We start from the raw sequence: 26,315 nt of genomic DNA, 5'->3' as shown, positions 1-26,315 counted from the left end.
ACCCTGCATCATAGATGCCAATAATCCCTCTATGATAATGACTTAACCCCGCTAAACACCTGCTGCAAAATCGGCCCTAATACTTTTAATGTCTCTGGTGACATCATCGTCATATGGGAGCAATCCAAACTGTAAGTTCGCAGTTGCTTCACATATGGCTGCCAGATTTCCTCGGGGGTTTCTCCGGCAGGTAAGGTTTGGGTCGCAACAAACAGCGTGGTTTCACCCTCATAAACTGGTGTTTTAGCGCCCGATAACAACCCAACAGCATCGTCATAGTTAGCCTGGATTTGTGCAAACATCTCGCGCTTGTCTTCCAACTCATCTCCGGCCGCCGCCATAAATAAAGCCCGCTCACGTTCAACTTCTTCCAGTGCCTCGGCCTCTATCGCGACATTCCAGTCCTGCGTTTCCGGTGGATAGGTATCCAATAACCCCAAGAAAGCCACTTCCTCACCCTGCGCCTGCAATTTTACTGCCATTGCCTGCGCCACGGTGCCGCCCAGTGAATAACCCATAAGATGGTAGGGCCCCTGCGGCTGCACCTGACGTAGCGTTGCCAGATGATGGTCACACAGGCTATCCATATCCTGACAGGTAGCAATTGCCCCATGTGGGCGCGGTGATTGAATCCCCAACACTGGCCAGTTACCCGGTAAATAACGCGGTAATAAACGGAACTGCCAGGCGAAACCTGAAGCCGGATGAAGACAAAATAGCGGATTCCCCTTGCCACTACGTAGCGGAAGTATTTCGCTAAAACCAGCTTTAACCGCATGTTGCTCGGATTGCGGTAAGCTCAATGCTGCCGCCAATGTTGCCACTGTCGAAGCCACCATCACCTGCCCGACAGCAACCGGCTGTTGTAGCTCACGACGCAAATCAGCCGCTAGCCTCATTGCCAGTAAGGAGTGCCCGCCCAATGCAAAGAAATCATCATCCGCACTGACGGATTCAACCCCCAGTAAATTGACAAATAACCCGGCAATCACGCTTTCCAACCCCACTTGTGGCGCACGCCCGCCACTGCCCACCTGATTAACCGGTGCTGGCAATGCCTTGCGATCCAGTTTGCCATTAGCACTCAGTGGGAAAGCCTTCAGACTGACAATAATGACCGGCACCATATGTGGTGGTAAGCGCTCACTGAGCTGATTACGCAAAGTTGCCATATCCGTCTCTTCTGCCCCAGCCACCGGTACAATGTAGCCCACCAATTGGCGAGTATCTGCGCCCGCTAAAGCCCCTTCTTCTCCTACCAAAGTACGGGCATGCACCACCGCTTGCTGAACTTGCGGCAACTCCAACAGTGCAGACTCAATCTCACCTAATTCAATACGTTGACCTCGGATCTTCAATTGATCGTCGCTGCGCCCCAGATACTCGACTGTGCCATCCGGCAGCCAGCGAGCAATATCACCAGTACGATACATACGCTGGCCACGATCATAAGGATCGGCGACAAAACGACTGGCCGTCAGATCTGGGCGAGCATAGTAGCCATGCGCCAGTTGCGCACCACACAGGTAGAGATCGCCCGCTATGCCGACAGGAACTTGGCGCAGCATGCCATCAAGGATCCGCAGTTGAGTATTCCAGACCGGTTTACCGATCGGCACACTACTGCCGGTCACCCGCGCTAATGCATCGCCATACGCAGGCTGATAAGTGACATCGACTGCCGCTTCCGTGGGGCCATATAAGTTATGTAATGGCGCGGAGAAAATATGCTGGTACAGCTGTGAAAGTTCGCGTGATAATGCTTCGCCGCTACAAAATACCCGTCGCAGGCTAGGGCAAGGTTGGCGCTGCCCATGCATCGCACTGACAAAAGCAGCCAACATTGACGGCACAAAGTGGGCCGTCGTGACGCCGTAATCCTCAATAATGGCGCGTAATGCATCTGGGTCACGATGTGCTTGCGGCGGAGCCATCACTAATCTGGCTCCGGTTATCATTGGCCAGAAAAACTCCCACACCGAAACATCGAAACTGCACGGTGTCTTTTGCAACACCACGTCATCACTGCCCAGTGGATATTCATTTTGCATCCATAACAGGCGGTTGACGATAGCACCGTGTGAAACCACCACTCCTTTTGGCCGCCCGGTAGAACCCGAGGTATAAATCAGATAAGCCGGATGATCCGGGGTGATCACCACGGCGGGTAACTGGGGCAATTGATCCGATGATGGCAATTGATCCAGCAATAATAAGGGTGCCTGACCGGCAAAACGCTCAGCCAACGCATTGATCGTGATAATCAACCGCGGTTTGGCATCACTTATCATATAAGCCAAACGATCGTCAGGATAACCGGTATCCAGCGGTAAATAAGCGGCACCGGCCGCCAGAATAGCCATCAGAGCCAAACTCAGGTTAACTGAGCGCGGTAGTGCAACAGCCACCCGATCACCGGGTTGCACTCCTTGCTGCCGTAGATCAGCTGCCAGCACGCTAACTCGCTGACTTACCTGCTGATAAGTCAGCGTTTCGTTAACATCAAGCAAGGCGACAGCCTGTGGCGTCAGTTGTGACTGCTGGTTCATCAAATCACATAACGTGACCGTCGGCAGGGCAATGGCGGTGTCATTGACCGATGCTAACAAAGCTTTTTCACCGGGTGTGAGCAAATCCAGTGCAGATAACGGCAGCTCTGGCTGCCAGACTAGATATTCAAGCAACATTACTAGCTGCTGGGCTAACCGCTGCGGATCAGTGACTGCATCACGGTATTCAAGTTGCAGTTGTAATTTCTCACCCGGCAGCACTAATAAGGTCAGTGGATAATGGGTATAGCCACGGTTATTCAAGGCATCACAACGCAGGCCGTGGAAGGATTGCTGATGCAATTGGTTGTTTTCGGGGTAATTCTCTACCACCAGCAAGGTATCAAATAAGGTATTTGTCCCCGCCAGACGTTGGATCTCACCCAACCCCAAGCCATCATGCTCCAATAGCTGGATCTGCTGTTGCTGTAAGGCCGCCAACTGCGCTAACAGTGGTAACTGCGGCTGTAATTTCACTCGCACCGGTATGGTATTACTGAACAGCCCGACATGCTGTTCAATACCTTCAATTTCACTGAAACGTCCAGAAACCGGCGAGCCGAATACCACGTCATCGCGGCCACTTAGCACCCCCAATAAGGTGGCCCAGACACCTTGCAATAACGTGTTGAGCGTGATGCCCTCACGCCGTTGCAGTGTGCTGAGGGCGGTTTCCAGCTCGCTGTCCAACTCAATGACCCATTCGTGTACCGGGCCAGCAGCGTTAGCTTCTGGATAGAGAATTGTCGGTGTGACGCCACGAATAGCTTGCTGCCAAGCCTGTCTATCGAGTTGCAAATCGCGCGCTGTCATGCGGCGAATCAAATCACCATAACTGACACTAAGAGGCGGTAATACGTGGCCGCTACCATACAGATGCAATAAATCATGTAGTAGGATCGCCGAGGACCAGCCATCGCCCACCAGATGATGAGCAATGATCACCAAAGAGTGGCGCTCGGCACTGTAGCGGATCAAGGTGGCAATCAGTAAGGGTTGTAAGGTTCCTGCGGTGTCGCCCACCAAATCCCGCGCCAGCCCTTCGCGCTCAATTTGCTGTGTTTTAGCTCTCTGTTCATCTGCGGTCAGTGCGCTGAGATCATATTGCTGCCACGGCCAACGGCGAGCACCATTTTGGATCTGCGGCAAGATCTGTAGTGACTCATGGTGCAGCTCGCTGTCAAAAATCGCCCCCAGTTGCGGGTAGCGTTGCAGCAAACTTTCCAATGCATCGCGCAAGCGCTCGATGTCAAGCTCACCGAGAAGATCAAACCGGCTGATAGCATTGTAATTATTAGCTTCTTGCCCTAACTCGGCATGAAACAGCAGCCCTTGTTGCAGTGGCAATACCGGTAAAATATCCGCTATTAGGCCATATTTCTCGCGGGCCGCCCGCCAGAGTGCTTCTGGATAACAAGCTGCTGATAAGGCTGATATTGATGTCTCAGCCAATGGCTGTAACGCCTGTGCCATCTGTGCCGGTGTGCGCAGGGCAAAAATTTCGCGTGGCGCTAACCGGAAACCCGCGCGGCGCAAGCTGCTACCCAATGCCATGGCTGAAATACTGTCGCCGCCGAGTTGGAAGAAGTCATCTTCCGCACCGATGCTGTCTAAACGCAGCAAACTGGCAATAGCCTCGCACAATAATGTTTCTTGCGAGGTTTGCGGCTGGCGGCTGACAGGTTGTTGCCGCTGTTGGGGAGCAGGCAGCGCCTGACGATCAATCTTGCCGTTCACTGTTAGCGGCATTTCATCCAACACCATCAAGATGGCGGGCACCATATAATCCGGCAAAGTCACCGCCAGTTGGCTCATCAGGCGGGTATTGAGGTCGTCACTGGCACGCAGCTGTACATCTGGTACAGCGCAGTAACCAATCAACCGATGCGTCGCGCCAATGGCTTCAGCGATAACCACAGCACTGCTGACTTCCGGTAAGGCCACCAGCGCATTTTCTATCTCACCCAGTTCAACGCGGAAACCACGCACTTTGATTTGGTGGTCAATGCGACCGACAAAGTCCAACTGCCCCTGCGCGGTCCAGCGCATCAAATCCCCGCTGCGATACATCACTTCGCCGTGGCGGAAGGGGTTCGCCACAAAACGTGCCGCCGTTAAGTCAGGTCGATTTAAATAACCACGAGCCAAGCCAGGCCCGGCAATATATAGCTCGCCGACCGCGCCAACCGGTACTTTGGTAAGTTGACTATCGAGCAAATAGACTTCAGTGTTCGCCACTGGGCGGCCAATAACCGGTTGCTCCGAGACCTTGGTGTTAGCGCCAAGGGTATCAATGGTATATTCCGACGGGCCGTAGAAGTTGACGACATTCAACTCAGGATGCTGCTTCAGCAGATCCCATAACCGCGGCGTCGCGGCTTCGCCACCGATCATAATGAATGCTGGTCGATGACGTCCCTCTTCCAATAAACCACTGTCGATCATTTGCGTGAAGAATGACGGGGTAATATCCATAGTGTCGATCGGCACTTGATCCATCGTCTGCACCAAGGCGTAGACATCACGGCGCATTTCTTCATCAAAAATAACCATCTCACAGCCCATCATCATCCAGAACAGTGGTTCCCAAGAGGAATCAAAGGAAAATGACGCGGTATGCCCAGCGCGCATCCGGCGCGCGTTATGCTGCTTAAACTCCGCCATTGCCGGGCCATACAGATGAGTACAATGCGCCAAGAGCAAGTTGACTAACCCGCCGTGAGTACTCATTACCCCTTTTGGCCGCCCGGTAGAGCCGGAGGTGTAAATCATGTAAGCCAAATGATCACCCTGCATTGGCTGCCGGCGTTCTGGATCACTGATGAGCTGAGTGGAGAAAGCGGCGCATTCACGCCGGAAAATATCATCATCCAGACAAACTAGCGGCATCCCACTCGTGGCCGTCAGCGGCAATAATACGTCTTCAGTTGATTGATAGGCCAAGAGCAAACGCGGACTGGCGTCTTCACACATCAGCGTCAGCCGATCCATCGGGTAATCCAGATCAAGGGGCATATAAGCTGCACCACTGGCCAAGACACCCAAAATGGCAACCAACGAATCCACTGTTCGGGGAATACCAATCGCCACCACATCTTCAGCGCCAATACCTCTGGCAATCAGTGCTCTTCCCAGTTGAGTAACACGGGCTGAAAGCTGGCGATAAGTCAGGTTTTGCTCACCACAGCTCACCGCGATAGCATCTTGTTGTGCATTGACCTGCTGCTGGAAGATATCCAACACCGAAACCACACCGGCGGGTAGTGTTAATGCTGGGCCCTTAGCCCAACAATCAATAGATTGCAGCTCTTTTTCTGGCGTCAGAATGAGATGACCAACTGTGATTTCGGGCTGAGTCGCCAACTGTTGCAACAAGAATTGAATGCGTGCGCCATGCTCAAGCAGGCTGGCGTTGTCATAACGCTCAGCGTTCGCCAGTATTTCCAGTGCTAACTGACCATTATCGAGGTAAATATCAATTTCTAAATCATCGACTGGACCAGAGGCAAGAGTGTGGGTAATGCCGGGTATCTCGCCAAAGTTAAGGGCAAAATCAAACATTTTGAAATTCAGTACCGGGCCATACAGCGCCCGTTGAGAGCCCACCATCCCCAAATCACGTCGTAGTTGCTCCGCTTCATAGCGCTGATACTTGCGTACTGTTTTGAGCTCACTGGCCACTGCCCGTGCCACATCAAGAATCTGCATTTCACGTTGTAAAGTCACCTGCAATGGCAGGACATTCACCACCGGTCCGGTAGCTGACAATGCAGCCGATCCCATGCGCCGCATAAACGGACACCCTACTGAGAGGCGCATTTCACCGCTCATGCGGGCAAAATAAATCAGCAATAGCGCCATGGTCATATCCGCAGCAACAAAACGTTGCTCAGCACCCTGTTGTGTTAAGCGGCCAAACAGCGCCGGGTCAATATCAATACGCTGGCGCAGGACACGATGATCAGTTTGTTCTACTCGAACCGGGGAATTTATGGAGGAGAGAGAAATAGCAGCAGGTAAATCCGCAGTATGTTGTTGCCAAAACTGCTTATCACGCTGTTGCATTTCTGAGTTGGCATAAGCCAAATATTCACTGACTACATCACTAAATGGAGAAAACGGCGATTCCCCAATAGGTTTCTGTTGCAATAACGCAGTGTAAATATCAGCAATACGGCGGGTAACTGCAGTGAAACTGAAGCCATCAAGCAATAAATGATGATAACGTTGATACCAGAACCAGACAGGTTTTCCTTGCTGGTCTGGTACACGGATAACCCAGTGCCGAAACAACAGATCCTCGCTATCCGCCGGTAAGTCTGCCTCGGTGTCATCCTGCATTAATGTCAGTGCGACCAAACGCCCATCAGTGCGCGAGCTCAGATCCAGCCATGCAAGTTCTGGCATGTCTGCCGCGTCCAACTGTAGAGGAATACGCTGCATCGGGCCATCGTGACTATCATAAAAACGGGCATGAAGGGTATCAGCTTCAGCTAATCCTTGTCTGACGGCGGCGCTAAATAGTATGCGGTCCAATGGGCCTACCAGCTCAATATAATGCGCCACAGTAAACACGTTCTTTTGATGACTTAGCTGGTCGGCAAACCAGATCCCTGGTTGTGCTGCAATCAGTGGTAATTCAATAGCTGCAGCATCCGCGAAAATCGGGGTTGAATCCTTTGACACGATGGGTATTCCTTTTTTTGGCAACAAACGACTTATTGCGGCACCCGCGCCAACAATAATTCTCACCTACGACAGTTCGATAATTCCTTTCGCCTACGGCCGGCGTTATTGCTGATCTGCCTCTGCTCGAATCAAGCTGGCCGGGCGCATGTCGGTCCAATTAGCCTCAAGATATTTCACACAATCGGCTCTGGTTTGTGGGCCATAAACCTTTTCCCACCCCGCAGGGATCGCGGTAATTTGTGGCCACAAACTGTATTGCTGCTGCTCATTGCTCAGTACCAAAAAGGGCAGGTCTTCGTTATCAAATGGATTGATTTGTGTTTCATTGTTCATGGCTATGACTTCCTTGTTTCGAATCAGTGGAACCTAATAGACACCGCAGTCCATCAATCAAACCACCGCGCCAACATAGGGCATCATGCCCCCCCGCATAAATACGGTAATGCAGCCGGTGTCCGGCCTGGCGTAGCGCCTCACTCATGGCTTCATTGACTTGATAAATCACATCTTCACGCCGACCGGCCTCCATAAAAATATCCAATGGATGGTCAGCACCCAGACCTTGATAGACCTGCTCCGTCAACCAGCCCTGACGTTCAGCTGTTCCCGCCGTCAACGCCTTGAAATTGTCGACATCTGGCCACCAAAAAGAACCGGACTGGCTCAGTACACAACCAAAACGCTGCGGCCAATGTAATCCGGCATATAACGACGCCAATCCACCAAAACTTTGCCCAGCCACTACTGTGTGAGAAGCCTTCTCAGTGAAAGGTTGCAGCAAGGTAACTTGTGGTAATAATTCAGTTTGCAGTGCCTGCCAGAAATCTTGATTGCAGGGCAACTCTTCCGAGCGATGCGGCTGGTCAATAATGTCGATCAACACATAAACACTTGCTGGCAAGTGACCGGCGGCAGTTTCCTTGTCCAACACCCCCAATATCGTCTGCCCCTGCGCCCAATACTGACCATCAAGCAAGATAGCCAGAGGCCGCTCGGCTTTGTCATTAGCACTAATGCATTGATTATCTAGGGTATGGTAAATCCACACCTTGCGGCTGTTGCCTAGCAGTGGGCTGCTCCAGGTGATGAGTTGCAGCCGCTTTGGGTCGACAGGCAATTTTTGGCCCGCATCTATCGGCTGCCAGGCAGCTTGCGGCAAGGCATCCGCTAAGTGCACTCCCGACAGTGGCATCCCTCGATAGCTGCAATGCGCCGCCGTATGATTCAATGGGTCGTTTTCTGCCAGATCCAGCAATGAAATCCACCAATTTCGCTGCGCCTGACGCCGCTCTTGTAACGTGCCCTCGGGTAAATTTAAACACTGCTCTGCGGCAACAGGAATAAAGCAATAACTGCCACGAAAATCAGACTCCACCTCGGCCTGCCAATACCAGACATCGGTCTGGCCCAAGCGCTGGAGGGTTTCCGGATTCACACTGTGGTGGTCTGTCACTCCGTTGACGTCGATATAGACTCGGCTATAAACAGAGTCTTGCGCCTTACCCTGCCGATCACGCCAGAGAAAAGTCAGTTTTACTTCACCCGTGGCTACCGGCTCTACCAGCGGCGTTCCCCATTGCGCGATGTGCTGCCACCATGGATCACTGCCCGCCAAAGGGTCTGCCAACAGGCTCTGGCTATCCGGATACGCATTTGTCGTGCTCACACTCAATCCTCTTAATTTTATTACTCGAGTCTATTGACCACTCATCGTGCAAATTCATGTCCGGTAGCGGCTTGATAGAAAGTTAAATAGATTTGTGATTCTTATGTGAATACAAATAATATTGAGAACAATTAGTATTTGCAATAACATAGTGCGCGTTCTCTCTAAGGCATCACCCCATTACCGCCATATTGGTATGGGTACGTTGTGGTGCCGCAACAGAGTGAATGGATAAACTTTTTCTTATAAGTCCTTAAATCATACCGGGCAATAACAAAGCCCGGATGGCATCAAAGCCCCCACTTTATGGGCTTTAAATATTTTTATTATGTTTTAGGTAGGGATAAATCATGTTTGATATTTCTGGCAAGAAAATGCCAAGGACATTGCCATTCCGGACAGGCTACACATCAAAAACCTTATTATTCACCTCAGCATTAATATTAATACCGACGCTACCTGCTTTTGCTGCCACCACAGCCAAAGAGGCGACAGCGGCAAAAGAAGACAAATTGATAGTGGTTGCCAAAGCGGGCAGCGGACAACAAGATGATGGTTTCGTCGCTAAAAATAGTTCAACCGGCACTAAAACCGACACCCCGTTGATCCGCACTCCGCAATCTGTTTCCGTTATTACTCGCCAACAAATGCAAGATCAGGGCGCAACCTCGGTGGCTCAAGCATTGCGCTATACCGCAGGTGTGGTACCTGAATATCGTGGCGGCTCTAACATGAATGACGAAGTGATCATTCGCGGTTTTGGCTATGCACCACGTTTTCTTGATGGCTTAAGCTATAACTCTCTGGGAGGCGCGCGCCGTGGTGGTCAAATTGATCCCTGGCTGCTGGAGCGAGTTGAAGTCATCCGTGGCCCTGCATCTGTGCTGTACGGCCAGGTCAACCCAGGTGGTTTGATCAATATGGTCAGCAAGCGTCCGACCGCAGAAAGTATTCATAAAGTGCAGGTCGGTGCTGGCAATAATAGCCTGGCAGAAGCTGCCTTCGACTTTGGTGGCGTATTAGATGATGAAGGTAAAGTTCTCTATCGCCTGAATGGGATTGGCAGAACACAGGACGACGCAGTTAATAGCTATAAACAAGAACGTTTTGCTATTGCTCCGGCATTAACTTTTATCCCCAACGAAGACACCACTTTCACCTTACTGACCAGTTATCAGAAAGAGCCCAAAGCCGGTTCGCGTAACTTCTTGCCAGCAACAGGAACCGTATTTGGTACCGCGTACGGCAAAATTCCTTACGATTTTAACGTCAGTGACCCCTCATTTGATCAGTCTGAACGTGAGCAAACCTCGGTCGGCTATGCGCTTGAGCACTACCTCAATGATACTTTTAAATTCCGTCAGAACCTGCGCTACAGCTACAACAAGCAAGATTATAAATACTTAGTGTTTATGGATTTACTGGCCGATAACCGCACGATGACCCGTCGTCCACAAATCGAGCGCCAAACAACGGCTGAGTTTGCCGTTGATAACCAGTTGCAAGCTGATTTCTGGACTGGCCAATTGAACCACACTGTGTTGACCGGATTGGATTACAAACGTACTCGTATTGATAGCCAATTCTTTATGGGCACCGTACAGACAAAAAATAATCTGGACTGGGTATCACCGGTTTATGGCCTGAATATTAAAGACAGTGACTTATCACTTAGTAGCAGTGATCTGACCAAGCTTGATCAGATCGGAGTCTATTTACAAGACCAAATTGAACTGGATAAGTGGAACTTCCTGTTGTCCGGGCGCTATGACTGGTCGCAGCTGAAAACCATGAGCCGTAAAACGGTCACGCAAGACCAGCAAGATGACCATGCCTTCACCGGCCGCGCTGGGGTGCTCTATGCTTTTGATTCCGGTATTTCTCCGTATGTCAGTTACAGCACTTCATTTGAACCTAGCACCGCCAAAGGCGCACCGGGCACTGGAGCATTAGACCCAGTCACTGCACGTCAGGTCGAGCTTGGCCTCAAATACCAACCACCGGGCAGCAGCACCCTATTGACCACCGCTTTGTATGATTTACGCCAGAAAAATATCAGCCAATACGACCAAGCACTGGCCTACAACGTCCCCATTGGTGAAGTGCAGTCTCAGGGGATCGAAACTCAGTTAAACAGTGAGATTAACGACAATATCAACCTGATCGCCGCTTATACCTACACTAAAGGGAAAGTACGCGAGACCAAGACACTGGCCGAATTAGGCAAAATGCCAGCCCGCACACCTAGCCACTCTGCCTCATTGTGGGGAATGTATACCTTTGATAAAGGTGTCGTCGATGGTTTATCTACGGGTGTTGGTGTGCGCTATATCGGTACCAGTTGGGGTGATGCGAAAAACAGCTTTAAAGTTCCGGCGGTAACACTATATGACTGGATGATGCGCTATGAACTGGGGCAAGCTCTGCCATCAATGAAAGGCACCAGTTTGCAAGTTAACGTCAACAATGTGTTTAACAAAGAATATGTTGCCAGTTGCGCACAAATGGCGGCCTGTTTCTATGGTAGTGGCCGTGTTGCCACCGCAACAGTCAGCTATTCTTGGTAAGATTAGTGGATATTTAACTCCCCGCGCCGGCATAAACTGGCGCGGTTTTTATAGCGAAAATTATTTAAAGATAAGTAAATTTTCACCCCCGCTCAATGCTCTGTTTGCTCTTCGCTTGAAAATAAATTGAATGAATTCAGCCAACTAACGTTTCCGTAACCTTTCATTCCATTCAGTGCAACCGGACAAAACCATTTTAAAAACAGGGGGATAGTCCTATACTCGCTGACAACATTATCTAATGCCGCCACCTATTCAGGGTAAACATGCCAGCATTTAGGGGAATACCACAGCTTATGCACCGGATGCGCGCCAGTAAAAAGCGCATGTGCGGTATGTTGCTGGTTGCCTGCTGGCTTATCCTTAATGCGCAATTGGCCATCGCGGGCCATCAATGTGATATAGCTCCGAGCGCCACACCAGTCTTTACCCAGCATCAAGGGCATTTACAGCCGGATCACGTGCAACATTCAATGCACTCCATGCCATCAATGATGGATATGTCGCATGGTCAGGCGCAAAACTCGCTGTGTGACAAACACTGTATCCCTGACTCTATTCAGTCTGACAGTGGAATGTTAGTGTTGGCAGCATTGCCCACCCACACCGAATTAGTGTTGGTGGATGTACAACAAACGCCACGTATTCATCATTTTGACTGGCACACCCCGCCCATTGTCGGGCCACCCACTGAAATCGCTTTCTGCCGATTTAGAGAATAGATCCAGACATTTTTAACCACGTTATTCACGCTATTTTGCCGTGTTGTGCTTACTTTATGTTTTGGAGCTATTCCTATGAATACCTTATCTAATGCTGTCTCCGCCACTGCGGGCATCATGCTCAGTGTTGCGGCTCTTTTTTCGACCTCTCTTTTCGCCGCCACCGCGCCCATGTCAGACAGTATGCCAATGTCCCATGACCACGGGGCGATGATGGCCGATGCAGTAACTGCCCCCCACAACTATCACTCTAGTGGGCAAATAAAAGCCTGGAATGCCGCCAGCGTTTCCATCGCCCACCGTGCAATTTCGGCCCTGAACTGGCCCCCCATGACCATGACTTTCGACCTGCCGGATAACCTGGTGCCCTCCCCTCTCCCCGTGGGGACCCTGGTCACATTCAGCTTCCGCCAGACCGAACAAGGCTATCAGCTCACCGCCATTTCAGCACAACAGCCGTAAGGCGGGAGCCAAAATGAACCCTCAATTTAATCACCCACAGCAGGTGCGGGCTTCGGCTAGCTTGCGTTTGAAATTAGCCCGTCTGTTGATGGCGGCAACATTCAGCTTACCTGCCATTGGCTATGCCGCCGATATCACACTGGAACAGGCGCTGGTTTCCGCCGAGCGCTACTCTGCTGAATTGTCTGCTAATCAACATCAAGTCAATGCCTTAGAAAACATGGCCAGCTCGGCCACCCAATTGCCAGACCCCAAACTGAAATTTGGCATTGAAAATCTGCCAATAGGTGGCAGCAATGCTCGCCGTTTTACCCGTGAGGGCATGACAATGCAGCGGGTGGGTATCATGCAAGATTATGTCAGCAGTGATAAACGTCAGAGAAAAGCCGATACCCTGAGTGCAGAAGCCCGTAAAACAGCGGCGGGCAGTGAAACCATCCGCACCCGGTTACAAAAAGAGACGGCGCAAGCTTGGCTGGATCTGGCTCTGACCGAGCAGGCGGTAAGTGATGCCAAAGTCTTGGTACAAGAGAGCGAAAAACAAGTCGGGTTGCAACGTGCAGGCGTTGCCAGCGGCGGCAGCTTACCCAGCAGCGTGTTGGATGCGCGCTTGGCACTCTCCGCCATGCAAGATAGGCTCACCACCGCGCAACGCGATGTAGTTTTGGCGCAAACCCAGCTGACTCTGTTGACCGGTATTGAGGTCCAGCACATCAATGGCCCGCTGCCCCCCTTTACTCGCCTACCTGCTGATATCACCGTCTTACGCGATGCCATTAGTCAGCATCCCGAAATCTTACTGGCCAGCCGTGAAGCCGAAGTGGCCAAAGCGCGCTCGGCACAATCAGCTATTGCCGCCACTCCAGATGTCGGCATTGAAGTCTATTACGCCAAACGTGCGGACGAATTTGAAGATTTGGCAGGCGTGATGATTACCGTCGATTTGCCGCTGTTCCGCTCACAACGTCAGGATAAAGACTATGCCGCCGATGTCTCGCGCACTATGGAAGCTAATGACCAACTGACATTACTGGCACGTGACCATCGGGCGCAGCTCGATACCCTACTGGCACAGTATCAGGCCACACAACAACTCTGGCTGCGGCAGACTAATGAAGTTTTACCGCTGCAAAAACAACGTGTTGACTTGATGATGGCTCAGTATCAGGCCAATAAAAGCGATTTGAGCACGGTACTGGAAGCACGGCGCGCCCTGCTCGACAGTCAGCTAAATACTCGCAATGCCGCTCGTGAATTAGCCCGCATCTGGGCTGCCATCCGTTATTTGACCCCGCAGGAGAGCGTGCGATGAAAAAGTTATTTAGTCTGACCCTAGTAGCGGTTGCCGTGATTAGCGGCCTCACCGGCTATTTATTAGGGAGACCCGCGCCCCATGCCACATCAGCGAGTGCCATAAGCGCTGACACTGCCACAGAAAACAGTCGCAAAGTGCTCTATTGGTATGATCCGATGTCGCCCGGTCAACGTTTTGATAAACCAGGCAAATCACCCTTTATGGATATGGAACTGGTGCCGCGCTATGCCGGTGAAACCGAAGAAGATGGCGGCGTGACTATCAGCGCCCGCCAGCAGCAAAACTTGGGGGTACGAACCGCACCGGCAGAGATGCGCACACTTAATTATCGCCTTGCGGGCTACGGCACAGTGGTGACGGATGAACGCGGCGTGCAGGTTATCGCGGCGCGAGCCAACGGCATTATCGAGCAACTCTATGTTCGGGCTGAGCAGCAACCAGTGACGAAAAATCAGCCATTGGCTCAGCTATGGGTACCAGACTGGAGTGCCGCCCAACAAGAGTATTTGGCCATTCGGCAATTAGGCGACCACCCATTAACCGCCGCAGCCCGTCAACGGCTACAACTGCAATTCATGCCGGAAGAGGTCATTCGCAGTGTAGAGAAAAGTGGTCAACCACAAACTCGGGTGATATTACGCTCCCCCGCCAATGGTTATGTGAATAAGTTGGATATTCGAGCTGGCTCACAAGTGACAGCGACCCAATCACTGTTTGAATTAGCCAGCCTCGATCCGGTGTGGATCGTCGTGGATTATCCACAGTCACAGGCCAGTTTAGTCTCTATTGGCAGTGGCATTTCCGCCACCACCGCCAGTTGGCCAGGTGAAACCTTCCACGGCAAAGTCAGTGAATTATTACCCAATATGGATCTCACCACCCGCACGCTAAAAGCGAGGATCGTACTGGAAAATCCACAACAGAAACTCAAACCGGGTATGTACCTGAATGTGCAATCGGCACAATCAGATAACCTTAAGCCAGTGCTGGCTATTCCACAGGAAGCTTTGCTGATGACAGGCAACCGCAACCGCGTGTTGCTGGCGCAAGGAAAGGGTCACTTTAAGCCAGTTGAGGTCAGTGCCGGACAAACTCAGGATGGCTGGGTTGAGATCAAATCCGGATTGAGCAGTGGCCAGCAGGTAGTCACGTCCGGGCAATTCTTGATTGATTCGGAAGCCAGTTTGCAAAGTGCTCTACCACAAATGGATGACATGCCAGAAACTCCAGATCCGTCCATGGATAACAGCGCAACGACCCCCGTAGATATCTATTCGGTACAAGGGGAAGTCAACGCCATTAACGGTTCAACCATTACCTTATCTCATGGCCCAATTGCGGCATTGAAATGGGGAGCGATGACCATGGATTTCCTCCTGCCTCCGGGCGATTTGTCGCCAGAGATTAGGGTTGGCAGTCAGGTCAATTTTACCTTTACGTTAAGTGATGAAGGGGCACAGATCCGCCACATCAAGCCAGTAAAAACCAATAACAGCACGGATACTCATGGGAGCCACTTATGATTGCTGCCATTATCCGCTGGTCATTACGTAACCGGCTGTTGGTGCTATTAGGGGCGGTAATGATGGCGGCATGGGGGATTTGGTCCCTGCAACAGACACCGCTGGATGCCCTGCCGGATCTGTCAGATACACAGGTGATCATTCGTGTCAGTTATCCCGGCAAAGCACCACAAGTGGTGGAAGATCAGGTGACTTACCCGCTAACCACCACCATGTTGTCGGTACCCGGAGCCAAAACGGTGCGCGGCTTTTCTATGTTCGGCGACGCCTATGTCTATGTATTGTTTGACGATGGGACAGATCCTTACTGGGCGCGCTCACGAGTGTTGGAATACCTCAGCCAAGTACAATCCACGCTGCCTGCCGAAGCCAAGGCCTCACTGGGGCCGGATGCCACTGGCGTCGGCTGGATCTATGAATATGCCTTAATTGATCGCACCGGCAAACACAGTCTGGCGGACCTGCGCGCACTACAGGATTGGACACTGAAATTTGAGCTGAAAACTGTGCCCAATGTCTCGGAAGTGGCCAGTGTGGGCGGCATGGTCCGCCAGTATCAAGTGGTACTTGACCCCGAACGGATGCGAGCGCTGAATCTCTCCCATCAACAAATAGCCAGCGCCATTCGTGACAGCAACCAAGAGGCCGGTGGTTCAGTATTAGAGATGGGGGCCGCCGAATACATGGTGCGAGCCAGTGGCTACCTGAAAACTTTGGAGGATTTCAGGAATATTGTGATAACTGCCCGTGATGGCATTCCGATTTTACTGTCCGATGTTGCTACCGTGCGCATGGGGCCTGAGATGCGGCGCGGTGTGGCAGAGCTTAATGGCGAAGGCGAAGTCGCGGGCGGCATCATTGTGATGCGCTATGGCAAAAACGCGCTGGAAACTATCAATGGCGTGAAAGAGAAACTGCAACAGATTCAGCGCAGTTTGCCCGCCGGGGTAGAGATCGTGCCGGTTTATGACCGCTCACAGCTGATTACTCAAGCCATCGACAGCTTGTCGTTTAAATTACTGGAAGAATTTTTAGTCGTCGCGGTCATCTGCTCACTGTTTCTGTTCCACTTCCGCTCGGCGTTGGTGGCCATAATCACCCTGCCACTGGGTATCCTCGGTGCCTTTATTGTTATGCACTATCAGGGAGTTAATGCCAATATTATGTCCCTGGGAGGAATTGCCATTGCTATCGGAGCCATGGTGGATGCCGCGATCGTCATGATCGAAAACATGCACAAAGTATTGGAGCAATGGCGGCGGGATCACCCAGGGCAGACCCCCGTCAGTCAGGATTACTGGCGTATTTCAGAACAGGCAGCAATCGAAGTTGGCCCGGCGCTATTTTGCAGCTTATTGATCATCACTTTGTCGTTTATTCCGGTATTTACCCTACAGGCGCAAGAGGGGCGCATGTTTTCTCCACTGGCCTTTACCAAAACTTATGCCATGGCGGTTTCTGCCGGTTTAGCCATCACACTGGTGCCGGTGCTAATGGGCTATTTTATCCGCGGCAAGATCCCTGACGAAAATGCCAATCCAATTAACCGTGGCTTGATTGCCCTTTATCACCCGGTGTTAACCACCGTGCTGGCGCGGCCAAAAACTACTTTGGTTATTGCGGGCATGTTGTTACTCGCAACTCTCTATCCGCTCAGCCGTCTGGGTAGCGAATTTATGCCCGCGCTGGATGAAGGCGATTTGCTGTATATGCCCTCGACCTTACCGGGGATTTCAGTACGGGAAGCTAGCCATTTACTGCAACAAACCGATCGCCTAATTAAGACCGTGCCGGAAGTCGATACCGTGTTTGGCAAAGCTGGGCGTGCAGAGACAGCCACAGATCCCGCCCCACTCACCATGATCGAAACCACCATTCGCTTTAAGCCCAAAGATCAGTGGCGGCCCGGTATGACCATGGATAAATTGATCGAGGAACTGGACGCAACCGTTAATATCCCTGGGATTGCCAATCTGTGGGTGCCGCCAATCCGTAACCGGCTGGACATGCTATCCACTGGGATTAAAAGTCCCGTCGGGATCAAGGTCAATGGCAAAAATGTGCAGCAGATTGAGCAAGTCGCACAGCAAATTGAGCAGGTGGTACGTAAAGTTCCGGGCGTGACCTCGGCCCTCTCTGAGCGGTTGGCTGATGGACGCTATGTTGATATTGATATTGACCGCAAGCGGGCTGCCCGCTATGGCGTTTCGGTCAAAGAGCTGCAATCACTGGTAGAAACGGTTATTGGCGGGCAAAACATCGGTGAAACGATTGAAGGGCGTGAACGCTATCCCATCAACTTGCGTTATCCACGGGAAATACGTGATTCACTACAGAAATTACGTGATTTACCGGTCGTAACGGCCAGTGGTGGGCAAGTGGCATTATCAGAACTGGCAGATATCAAAGTAGCGGGAGGGCCACCAATGCTAAAAAGTGAAAATGCCCGTCTATCGGACTGGGTTTATGTTGATCTTCGTGGGCGGGATCTGAAATCAGCCGTTACTGATATGCAACAGGCCGTCGCGCAACAGGTGAAACTGCCGGAGGGAGTGTCACTTAGTTGGTCTGGACAATTTGAATATCTGGAACGGGCCACCGCGAAACTAAAAATTGTACTGCCAGTCACTTTACTGATTATTTTCGTGCTGCTGTATGTGACTTTCAGCAGTGTCCGCGATGCTGCCCTGATCATGGCAACGCTACCATTTGCATTAATTGGCGGGGTCTGGCTGCTATATGGATTGGGATATAACTTTTCAGTAGCTGCAGCGGTGGGCTTTATTGCACTGGCCGGTGTTGCAGCAGAGTTCGGTGTAATTATGGTGCTATATCTTAATCAGGCACTGAAAAAACATCAGCGGCCGGGAATTGCCATGACTGCCAGTGAGATAAGCGCGGCCATCCATGAGGGTGCGGTACTGCGCGTGCGGCCAAAAGCCATGACTGTCGCCACAATTATGGCCGGTCTGCTTCCCATAATGTGGGGAGGAGGAACCGGTTCAGAGGTCATGCAACGTATTGCCGCACCAATGATCGGCGGGATGGTCAGTGCACCACTGCTTTCAATGCTGGTTATTCCGGCAGTATATATGTTGCTACATAAAAAAGAGCATCAGCAGCAGTAAAAACCTAAATACATATTATCAAGCCCTCAGTTCAGTTGGACAGGACTGAGGGCTATCTCTTGGCTATCTCATAACTTCTCAGCGCGCCCGGTACAACGAAAGGTTAAATTAATCCGATACGCACCCGCCCGCGGAGAAAACCCCGGCTTAATGGGCAATACACCATGATAATTTAAACGAGACGGCCCGCCCCACACCACAACATCCCCTTCGGCCAGCAAGACTCTTTGACACTTTGCCTCACGAGATAACCCACCAAACTGAAATATTGCGGGTAATCCTAATGAGACCGAAACAATTGGCTGGCGTAAATCCAACTCGTCTTTATCTTGATGTAATGACAGCTTAGCCCCAACTTCATAACGGTTTATCAAGCATGCATCGGGTTGGAAATGTGTAAAACCTGCCTCACGAGCAGCAGAAATAGCCAACGCCATAAAGCGTGTTGGTATGGCAGGCCAGGCTTTATCTGTTAATGGATCAATCGGACTATAGCGATAACCCTGTGCATCACTGACCCAGCCGGCTGAACCGCAATTACTCATTGCAACCGACATTCGATAGCCACCGGGGGTAATTAAATGACGAAAAACAGCAAGTTCAGTAATTGCCGCTACATCAGCTAGCAATAAGGATGCTTGCTCCTGCGCATAAAGATGCAAAACAATTGCACCAGGGGCCAGTTCTTCAGTCCAAGGTTCACCAGGTAACTGGGAAAATAGATCCATGGTCATAGTGGCCCCACTCCAATTCAAAAACCGACATAATTAAGACTATTGCAGTCTACCTAAATAATCATAAGGTAGATACTCAGCAACAGACTCCCAACTATCATATTTAATTAATAACAAAGATTATATTTAATATATTAAGATTAAATAACATAAAAAAACCATAAGATACAGAGCAACAGTAAAAAAACGTAGATATTGATAACACAATATAATAAACGAATAAGAAATAGTGATAACTAATAATAACAAAGAGTATGTTCAGGGAAAATACCTACTTGTTAATCACAATTACATCATGCAAGAATATGCTGGGTTGCCATTAAAGAAGTTTGAAAGTTAAAAAAGACAAATTAACAATAAATTAATAATCTTAGTCTTACTATCACATGGCAAAATAAACCTCCCGGCAGAAAATATCAAAGAGTAACATTGATTAATCATAAAGTTAACTTACCCAAGACCAGACAAAAAATTAACGTACTACAAGAATAAATAGACCCCTTATACAGGATAGGTAGCAGTCAATATGGAGACAAATGAGATTGTGTTTAAATTAGAAGGAACGGTGTTATTTTCCCCCTCACAACGTTGTTTAAATGGTCCTGACGGTTCAGTTGTCATATTGACTGAGAATAATCTGCGATTCTTACAGCTATTACTTAATGGGATTACTGAAAAAGAAAAAATCATTAATCAGGTCTGGAAAGAGCAACGGGGGGCGGTTAGCGAAAGCAGCTACTATGGACAGCTCTACATGCTGCGTAAAGCATTTCTTCAAGTCGGGCTTAAAGAGTCTCTTATCCATACCATTCCACGTAAAGGTGTTCGATATACTGGCTCTGTCAGTCAAATAGAAGTATGTAAAAAACCTGAAAACCCACAAGACAGCGATGCTACCGAGCAAATAGTGGCTATAACCGAGCAACCACAGATAAATACTATTCCTCTACCGGCAAATAGTATGGCGGCATTAGCCAATCAGACCCAGTCCCACACCAAGCAAAGTTTCTTGCAGAGTTATCGCTGGAAGAAATTGATCTCTTTACTCGCCTTATTTTCTTTCTGTTGGCTCTCATTCCTCTCAATCTTAGTCATTATTATCTTATTCAATGGAGATAAGTCTAATTACTAATACTCACCTTGAAGTGAGTATGATTTTAAAAGACTAAATGATGATAATAAAAAGGAATTTCGTAGATAAAAATCGTTAAATAACTACCACTACGAACGAGGCGAGTATAAAAAATATCAATTCTGGTAGTAGCGACATACCTAGTCAGGACTTAATTCATTATAACGGGATAATCCCTAAACATTTAACAAGGAAAATAAATCATGATGATTTCTATCGCTCAAGGCTGTGCAACTGTTCAACGCAAGATACAAGAGTTTCTGAAAAACCAACGAGGCTCTATTATTGAGTACGTCATGATAATTGCACTGGCAGGTATTTTTATAGGTCTGGTAAAATCGCCTCTAACAACTATGGTTAGTAATACAATGACAGCAGCACAGACAGCTATTAGCACAGGTACAGCTGATAAATAAAATCAAGCCTTAGTATTAACTAACAATATGGCAACTCTTTGTTGCCATATTGCACTTCACCTATAAGGATATAATGTTGGGTCTTTTTAAGATACTACTAATAACATCGTTACTGATGCAGCTTCTGGCTATCTGCTACAGCGATATCCTCCACCGAACGGTTAGTAATAGATTTATTATCACTATTACACTCAACACAATAGCCTTAGGTTTGACTATACACAATACTGTAAACATTATTATTCCACTGTGCTCATTACTGGTTGGCTATATCATCTTTCATTTCAACTTTATTGGTGGGGGTGATGTGAAGTTAATAACTGCATTACTATTCTCTCTAAATTTACAAGAATCACTAGATTTCATTATTTACACTGCAATTATGGGTGGTGTAGTCATGACCATAGGTATGTTAATCAATCAAGTCGATATTAAAAAGAGAGGTGTGCCTTATGCTGTTGCTATTTCCGGTGGTTTTTTATTATCTCTATTTTCTTAATCAGGAAGTAAGCCACTTCAGCATAACTGAGAGGTTATAACTATGAATCGTAAATTTCTTTTATTATTTTCAATTCTTATAATTGCAATAGGTATTACTGGCATACTGGTCGGTTATGGCGATGATAAAAAAGAAACTACCCGCTTAGCACAGCAAAATAATGAAAAAAAAGTCACCATTTTGTTGGCACAAGCCATTCGTGATTTACCTTCAGATACCCTATTAGATAAGACTGATTATGCTATAAAAAAAATAGCGGTGGATGAATCAAGCGATCTAATAAAAAGTGATATATCTGACATTATCAATATCAATAGCTACTTACTGAAAACCAATGTTGTAACTGGGTCTTATATCACTAAAGATATGCTAGTGCCGCCTGATAGTGATGAATTTATACATTTAAATTTACAAAAAGACCACATGATTTATAAATTCGATATCAAACAACAAGAAGACTATTTGCTAAATACACTAAGGATTGGCGACACTATCTCATTACAATTGAGAACACTTGAAACAGATAAAAAAAAAGGAATGGGGAATGGCATAGTCATTAATACAAAAAAAATGAGTGGTATTAGCAACAAAAACTATTCGTTAAATGACATTATTTCTAGCATGAAGGTAGTAAGAATAAAAAAGCACTCCGCAGCGGAATTATCAGAACAAAATAGAAATAACCAAAAGAATAATGAAGAAATAAAAGGTTATATTTACGTCGTAATGAAAACTAAAGATCTTGACCTAATACGTTTAGTGGAAAATTCAGGGGATATATTTTTAATGCCAAGTTATAACATCAGAGATAATACTAAACATAATAATTTATATGAGATTATCCCTAAACTTCGAACAACAAGAGAGCTAAGAGGATGAAAAAAATTAGATTAGCATATATAAGTTGGTATTTGTTATTCACTACTATAACTTGCTTGATAACAGCTCAGGGAGCAAATGCTAAACCTGTCTATTTATCGGCTGGCGAGTCATACATTATTAATACACAAGATGAAATAAATACAGTTTTTGTTTCTGCTGCAGCCATTGCTGACTATGAACTCATTGGTAAAAATAGCATCATTGTATACGCTAAAAATGAAGGAGTAGCAGAGTTTACTTTGTTTAATCATGACCATAAGGCAATAACTAAATCAGTTGTGTTAGTTAATAACATTATTCCTTCAGTCCATCGAAGAATACAAGCTGAATATCCAGAAAGTAACATAGATATTAATAAAATAGGTAGCAGTTATATTCTGACAGGGTTAGTAGAATCAGAAGAAGTTAGAGATACTGTAGTTAACATTATTGGCGAGGCTATTGGTAGTAAAAGAATAAATAATGATCGCCATCCCGTTGGTAATACAAACCATACTAATATTATTAATAAAATTAAATTGTCTCAGTCTAATCAGGTGAATGTAAAACTGACTATCGCAGAAGTCACCAAAGATTTTACTGAAAATATAGGGATAAACTGGAGTACAATTGGTGAGTCTGTCGGTTCTTTTCAATTATTTAAATTTAATGCAAAAGGTATTAGCACATTAGTTCATGCTATTAACGATAATGCTATTGCTCGTGTTTTAGCCGAGCCAAACCTCTCTGTATTATCGGGTGAAGATGCCTCTTTTCTGGTGGGGGGCGAAATCCCCATTGTCAATACGACACAAAATGGTTCGGCGGTTAGCTATAAAGAATTTGGTATCAAATTAAACATCGGCGCCAAAGTTAATGACAAAAAACGTATTCGTATCATTTTAAATGAAGAAGTTAGCAGCATAGGTAAGACATTTAATATTAATGGTGGAGACTCTTATCCTTCCATAAGAACACGTAAAGCGGCAACAACGCTAGAACTAGGAGATGGAGAAAGTTTTATATTAGGCGGCCTCATCAGTAGAAACGAAAGAGAGTCACTTAAAAAAATACCATTAATGGGTGATATCCCATTATTAGGCGCATTTTTTCGCAATGCACAAACCGAGCAAAGTCAAACCGAGTTAGTTGTCATCGCAACCGTAAATTTGGTCAATCCAGTGGCTGAAAAAGAAGTTGAGTTGCCTGATTTCATGCAGACCTCAACGCTTGAACGATTCTTTAACTTTACACACATAATGGAAATAAAAAGAGAGAAAGCCGCCAGAGCATTTTTACGTAAAGGAGGGTTTATTAAATGAAGCTATTTATAATAAGTAGCATGGTATTTTTTTCTAATACAGCTCATGCTGGGCTAACAATCCAACCCGAGGATAATGACCACTTATTTACTCTAGTAAATTGTATTCCATCAAGAGTAAATACTATCTTAGATTGCAAAAGAAACATTACCACCGTAAAAAGCAAGAATTGTAATTATAGTATTAATGATTATCGTTATCGTAAAGATAGTGAAACAGGCTGTGCTGTAAATAATAATAGGATAAACTCTAATACGTATGGTGACATATGCAATTAATCCTAAATAAAGATTTAATCAATAAAAAAGACAGTAAAATAAAAAACACCATTGCTGTTATCTCTCAAAGATCATGGCTAATAGAAAAAGTATCTGAAAAAATACGATTGGCCGATATTAACAATATTAAAGAGGTAGATAAAGATATATTCAGTACACTATCAATTAATTTACACGAGCAAACAATCGGCGTAATTATTGATATTGGATACAGTGATGATATAGAGAAAATACTAAATTTGATAAAAAGTCATACACCACGAGATTGCTGGTGTATATTAGTCGGTGACATTGATTCAATTAGCATTGCACAACAATTCACAGAGCGAGGATTACTATATTTAAATATTCAGTCACAATCGTCAGAAATTACACAACTATTACTTAAAGGCATTCAGATAGATTTAGAGCGGAAGGCTTTTTTTATTAGTGTCCTTGGGTGTAGAGGGGGCATTGGTAACACACTGCTAAGCTATCATTTAGCTAATGAAATTAATCAAATCAAAAAATCACCAACACTGCTGTTACAAGGTAATCAGGGTTCTCAGGATCTTGACCTCATTACCGAAAAAAAGATGAATGCAGAACTAACTGAGTATCAAAAAAACTTTGACCTCATGTTCTGTAGAGAGAAAAACTTCAGTGAGGTTGATGCTCAAACGAATAAAAAACACAATTTTATTGTATTTGACCAATCTGTTCATAATGCATCAAAAGAGAATATAACAGAATATATCGAGCAATCTAACTGTATTATTATATTGTTTGATAACAGTATGATATCGGTTCGCGTCGCTAAAGAATTCATTGGAATATATGACCGTTTCAAACGAGACAATAGGCAAGCCATCCGATTGTTAATATGCCTAAACGAAAGCAGGCCAGTGACAAAAAACATGCTAGATACTGCGGATATACAATCATTATTAGGTCGTACTATCGATATACACATACCTTATATATATAAGACAAAAAGCACACTAAGCGATCAAAATTATTTCGGTAGAAAAAAAACAAAAATAAATTATTTGGCTAAAAACACGTTAGGTATAAAAGTCGATTCCTCGTTAAAAAGTCAAGAATGGAAAGATAGAATAATTTCATTACTGAAGGGTATAAAATAAATAATGAAAGTATCACTAACTATTCAAGAATTAATCCGTGAAAAAATACTGGCTAATATTGATATAGATGAAGTTGAGGATCTCGTTGATGACTACAATAAACTCAATAACTTATTGTCTCAAACATTTTATGACTTATTTAATGATAATGAGTACCAGATAACAACTCAAGATCAGAAGAAAATAATCTCAATGATTGCTGATGAAATTACCGGTTTTGGGCCGTTAAGAGAACTTATGGAGGATGATTCGATCAGTGACATTATGGTTAATGGCCCAGATAAAATATTTATTGAGCGTTATGGCTTGATATCCTTAACTGATCGCCGTTTTATTAGTAACACTCAACTGACGGATATTGCTAAGCGTTTAATGCAAAAAGTTAATCGTCGAATTGATGAAGGTCGCCCATTGGCAGATGCTCGTTTAGTTGATGGTAGCCGTATCAATATAGCAATGAGCCCCATCGCTCTGGATGGTACGGCACTTTCTATTCGGAAGTTCAGTAATAACAAACGAAAATTAGAAGACTTAGTTGATATGGGTGCAATGAGCAGTGATATAGCTAACTTTCTGATTATTGCAGCCAGTTGTAGAGTAAATATAATTATCTCTGGAGGTACTGGTTCGGGAAAGACAACACTCCTTAATGCTTTATCAATGTATATATCTAAAAATGAAAGAGTGATTACTTTAGAAGATGCGGCAGAGTTAAACCTAGAGCAACCCCATGTAGTAAGAATGGAAACACGATTAGCGGGGCTGGAAAATACTGGACAAATCAGTATGCGAGATTTGGTCATAAACTCACTACGAATGCGTCCAGATAGAATTATTATTGGCGAATGCCGAGGTGAGGAAACCTTTGAGATGCTTCAGGCAATGAATACAGGTCACAATGGTTCGATGTCAACCCTACATGCAAACTCCCCACGAGATGCTATTGCCCGTTTGGAGAGTATGATCATGATGGGGCCGGTTAATATGCCGTTATTTACTATTCGTCGAAATATAGCATCTGCGATCAATATTATTGTACAAGTTTCACGAATGAATGATGGTACAAGGAAAATACAACATATTAGTGAAATTATGGGAATGGAAGGTGACAACGTCGTACTACAAGATATTTTTTCATTTAAGCCAAGCGGAATCCGCGACGATCAGGGTAAGATTCAAGGTGAATTTATTAATCATGGATTACTAAGTCGTTCCTCCGTTAAGATAAATGCAAGTATTTATAATTTATCGGATGAACTAAATAGCATTTTTTCTGTGGTGAACTAATGATTTACTATATAATTGTCTCATCTGGTATTTTATTACTA

Annotated in this window: 17 protein-coding genes; 13 read left to right on the top strand and 4 right to left on the bottom strand. The window is 46.7% G+C overall.

Annotation, left to right across the window (positions count from 1 at the left end):
• Positions 1 to 29: 29 nt before the first annotated feature.
• The 3 genes from DJ58_RS13910 to fes form a co-directional block, all read right to left on the bottom strand.
• Entirely contained in the window at positions 30 to 7,235 is a 7,206-nt protein-coding gene (locus tag DJ58_RS13910; RefSeq protein ID WP_050504533.1) for a non-ribosomal peptide synthetase, read from the bottom strand.
• A gap of 105 nt (positions 7,236 to 7,340) precedes the next feature.
• Entirely contained in the window at positions 7,341 to 7,571 is a 231-nt protein-coding gene (locus DJ58_RS13915; RefSeq protein WP_032911217.1) for an MbtH family protein, read from the bottom strand.
• Entirely contained in the window at positions 7,561 to 8,904 is a 1,344-nt protein-coding gene (fes, locus tag DJ58_RS13920; protein WP_004709692.1) for an enterochelin esterase, read from the bottom strand. Before fes ends, DJ58_RS13915 begins: the two co-directional genes overlap by 11 nt.
• Before the next feature lie 350 nt (positions 8,905 to 9,254).
• Here fes and DJ58_RS13925 point away from each other — a divergent pair, with 350 nt between their 5' ends.
• The 6 genes from DJ58_RS13925 to DJ58_RS13950 all read left to right on the top strand — a co-directional run bounded on the left by DJ58_RS13925 (position 9,255) and on the right by DJ58_RS13950 (position 18,621).
• Positions 9,255 to 11,471 carry a TonB-dependent siderophore receptor gene (locus DJ58_RS13925; RefSeq protein WP_004709694.1) on the top strand — a complete coding sequence of 739 codons (2,217 nt, stop codon included), beginning with the start codon at positions 9,255 to 9,257 and terminating at the stop codon, positions 11,469 to 11,471.
• Between the two features lie 296 nt (positions 11,472 to 11,767).
• On the top strand, positions 11,768 to 12,193 hold the full coding sequence (locus DJ58_RS13930) for a hypothetical protein (RefSeq protein WP_004709696.1): 426 nt from the start codon (positions 11,768 to 11,770) through the stop codon (positions 12,191 to 12,193).
• A gap of 75 nt (positions 12,194 to 12,268) precedes the next feature.
• Positions 12,269 to 12,655 (top strand): copper-binding protein, encoded by a 387-nt coding sequence (locus DJ58_RS13935; protein WP_004709698.1) that lies wholly within the window; start codon positions 12,269 to 12,271, stop codon positions 12,653 to 12,655.
• 13 nt (positions 12,656 to 12,668) lie between these two features.
• Complete coding sequence (locus DJ58_RS13940) at positions 12,669 to 13,967, top strand: TolC family protein (RefSeq protein WP_004709700.1); 1,299 nt, start codon at positions 12,669 to 12,671, stop codon at positions 13,965 to 13,967.
• The gene (locus DJ58_RS13945; RefSeq protein WP_032911220.1) at positions 13,964 to 15,493 is read left to right on the top strand and encodes an efflux RND transporter periplasmic adaptor subunit; all 1,530 of its coding nucleotides are present in this window, start codon (positions 13,964 to 13,966) and stop codon (positions 15,491 to 15,493) included. The genes DJ58_RS13940 and DJ58_RS13945 overlap by 4 nt, the downstream gene beginning before the upstream one ends.
• Positions 15,490 to 18,621: an efflux RND transporter permease subunit gene (locus DJ58_RS13950; protein ID WP_032911222.1), complete on the top strand. Its 3,132-nt coding sequence runs from the start codon at positions 15,490 to 15,492 to the stop codon at positions 18,619 to 18,621. The genes DJ58_RS13945 and DJ58_RS13950 overlap by 4 nt, the downstream gene beginning before the upstream one ends.
• 68 nt (positions 18,622 to 18,689) lie before the next feature.
• Here the strand turns inward: DJ58_RS13950 and alkB are convergent, their stop codons facing one another.
• Complete coding sequence (gene alkB / locus DJ58_RS13955; protein WP_004709706.1) at positions 18,690 to 19,355, bottom strand: DNA oxidative demethylase AlkB; 666 nt, start codon at positions 19,353 to 19,355, stop codon at positions 18,690 to 18,692.
• Positions 19,356 to 19,881: 526 nt separating this feature from the next.
• Between alkB and DJ58_RS13960 the strand changes: the two genes are divergently transcribed.
• The 7 genes from DJ58_RS13960 (at position 19,882) to DJ58_RS13990 (ending at position 26,274) form a co-directional block, all read left to right on the top strand.
• Positions 19,882 to 20,487 carry a winged helix-turn-helix domain-containing protein gene (locus DJ58_RS13960; RefSeq protein ID WP_004709707.1) on the top strand — a complete coding sequence of 202 codons (606 nt, stop codon included), beginning with the start codon at positions 19,882 to 19,884 and terminating at the stop codon, positions 20,485 to 20,487.
• Positions 20,488 to 20,690: 203 nt separating this feature from the next.
• Positions 20,691 to 20,903: a hypothetical protein gene (locus DJ58_RS13965; protein ID WP_004709709.1), complete on the top strand. Its 213-nt coding sequence runs from the start codon at positions 20,691 to 20,693 to the stop codon at positions 20,901 to 20,903.
• 76 nt (positions 20,904 to 20,979) lie between these two features.
• A complete protein-coding gene (locus DJ58_RS13970; protein WP_032911264.1) occupies positions 20,980 to 21,402 on the top strand; it encodes an A24 family peptidase in 423 nt (140 codons plus the stop codon).
• Between the two features lie 42 nt (positions 21,403 to 21,444).
• Positions 21,445 to 22,281: a tight adherance operon protein gene (locus tag DJ58_RS13975; RefSeq protein ID WP_004709713.1), complete on the top strand. Its 837-nt coding sequence runs from the start codon at positions 21,445 to 21,447 to the stop codon at positions 22,279 to 22,281.
• A complete protein-coding gene (locus DJ58_RS13980; protein ID WP_032911224.1) occupies positions 22,278 to 23,585 on the top strand; it encodes a type II and III secretion system protein family protein in 1,308 nt (435 codons plus the stop codon). The genes DJ58_RS13975 and DJ58_RS13980 overlap by 4 nt, the downstream gene beginning before the upstream one ends.
• A gap of 268 nt (positions 23,586 to 23,853) precedes the next feature.
• Positions 23,854 to 24,987, top strand: a complete 1,134-nt coding sequence (locus DJ58_RS13985) for a CpaE/TadZ family protein (protein WP_032913221.1) — start codon at positions 23,854 to 23,856, stop codon at positions 24,985 to 24,987.
• A 3-nt stretch (positions 24,988 to 24,990) separates the two neighbouring features.
• Positions 24,991 to 26,274: a TadA family conjugal transfer-associated ATPase gene (locus DJ58_RS13990; protein WP_004709717.1), complete on the top strand. Its 1,284-nt coding sequence runs from the start codon at positions 24,991 to 24,993 to the stop codon at positions 26,272 to 26,274.
• Positions 26,275 to 26,315: the final 41 nt, after the last annotated feature.

It is taken from the genome of Yersinia frederiksenii ATCC 33641 (assembly GCF_000754805.1).
In the GTDB taxonomy this organism is placed as follows: domain Bacteria; phylum Pseudomonadota; class Gammaproteobacteria; order Enterobacterales; family Enterobacteriaceae; genus Yersinia; species Yersinia frederiksenii.
Note: the sequence above shows the minus strand (reverse complement) of the source record. Positions and strands in the feature narration are given on the sequence as shown.

Bases quoted from the DNA above. Each gene is read 5' to 3' on its own strand.
- DJ58_RS13915 (WP_032911217.1), bottom strand. From the start codon at position 7,571: ATGAACAATGAAACACAAATCAATCCATTTGATAACGAAGACCTGCCC.
- DJ58_RS13925 (WP_004709694.1), top strand. From the start codon at position 9,255: ATGTTTGATATTTCTGGCAAGAAAATGCCAAGGACATTGCCATTCCGG.
- DJ58_RS13930 (WP_004709696.1), top strand. From the start codon at position 11,768: ATGCACCGGATGCGCGCCAGTAAAAAGCGCATGTGCGGTATGTTGCTG.
- DJ58_RS13935 (WP_004709698.1), top strand. From the start codon at position 12,269: ATGAATACCTTATCTAATGCTGTCTCCGCCACTGCGGGCATCATGCTC.
- DJ58_RS13940 (WP_004709700.1), top strand. From the start codon at position 12,669: ATGAACCCTCAATTTAATCACCCACAGCAGGTGCGGGCTTCGGCTAGC.
- DJ58_RS13945 (WP_032911220.1), top strand. From the start codon at position 13,964: ATGAAAAAGTTATTTAGTCTGACCCTAGTAGCGGTTGCCGTGATTAGC.
- DJ58_RS13950 (WP_032911222.1), top strand. From the start codon at position 15,490: ATGATTGCTGCCATTATCCGCTGGTCATTACGTAACCGGCTGTTGGTG.
- alkB (WP_004709706.1), bottom strand. From the start codon at position 19,355: ATGACCATGGATCTATTTTCCCAGTTACCTGGTGAACCTTGGACTGAA.
- DJ58_RS13960 (WP_004709707.1), top strand. From the start codon at position 19,882: ATGGAGACAAATGAGATTGTGTTTAAATTAGAAGGAACGGTGTTATTT.
- DJ58_RS13965 (WP_004709709.1), top strand. From the start codon at position 20,691: ATGATGATTTCTATCGCTCAAGGCTGTGCAACTGTTCAACGCAAGATA.
- DJ58_RS13975 (WP_004709713.1), top strand. From the start codon at position 21,445: ATGAATCGTAAATTTCTTTTATTATTTTCAATTCTTATAATTGCAATA.
- DJ58_RS13980 (WP_032911224.1), top strand. From the start codon at position 22,278: ATGAAAAAAATTAGATTAGCATATATAAGTTGGTATTTGTTATTCACT.
- DJ58_RS13985 (WP_032913221.1), top strand. From the start codon at position 23,854: ATGCAATTAATCCTAAATAAAGATTTAATCAATAAAAAAGACAGTAAA.
- DJ58_RS13990 (WP_004709717.1), top strand. From the start codon at position 24,991: ATGAAAGTATCACTAACTATTCAAGAATTAATCCGTGAAAAAATACTG.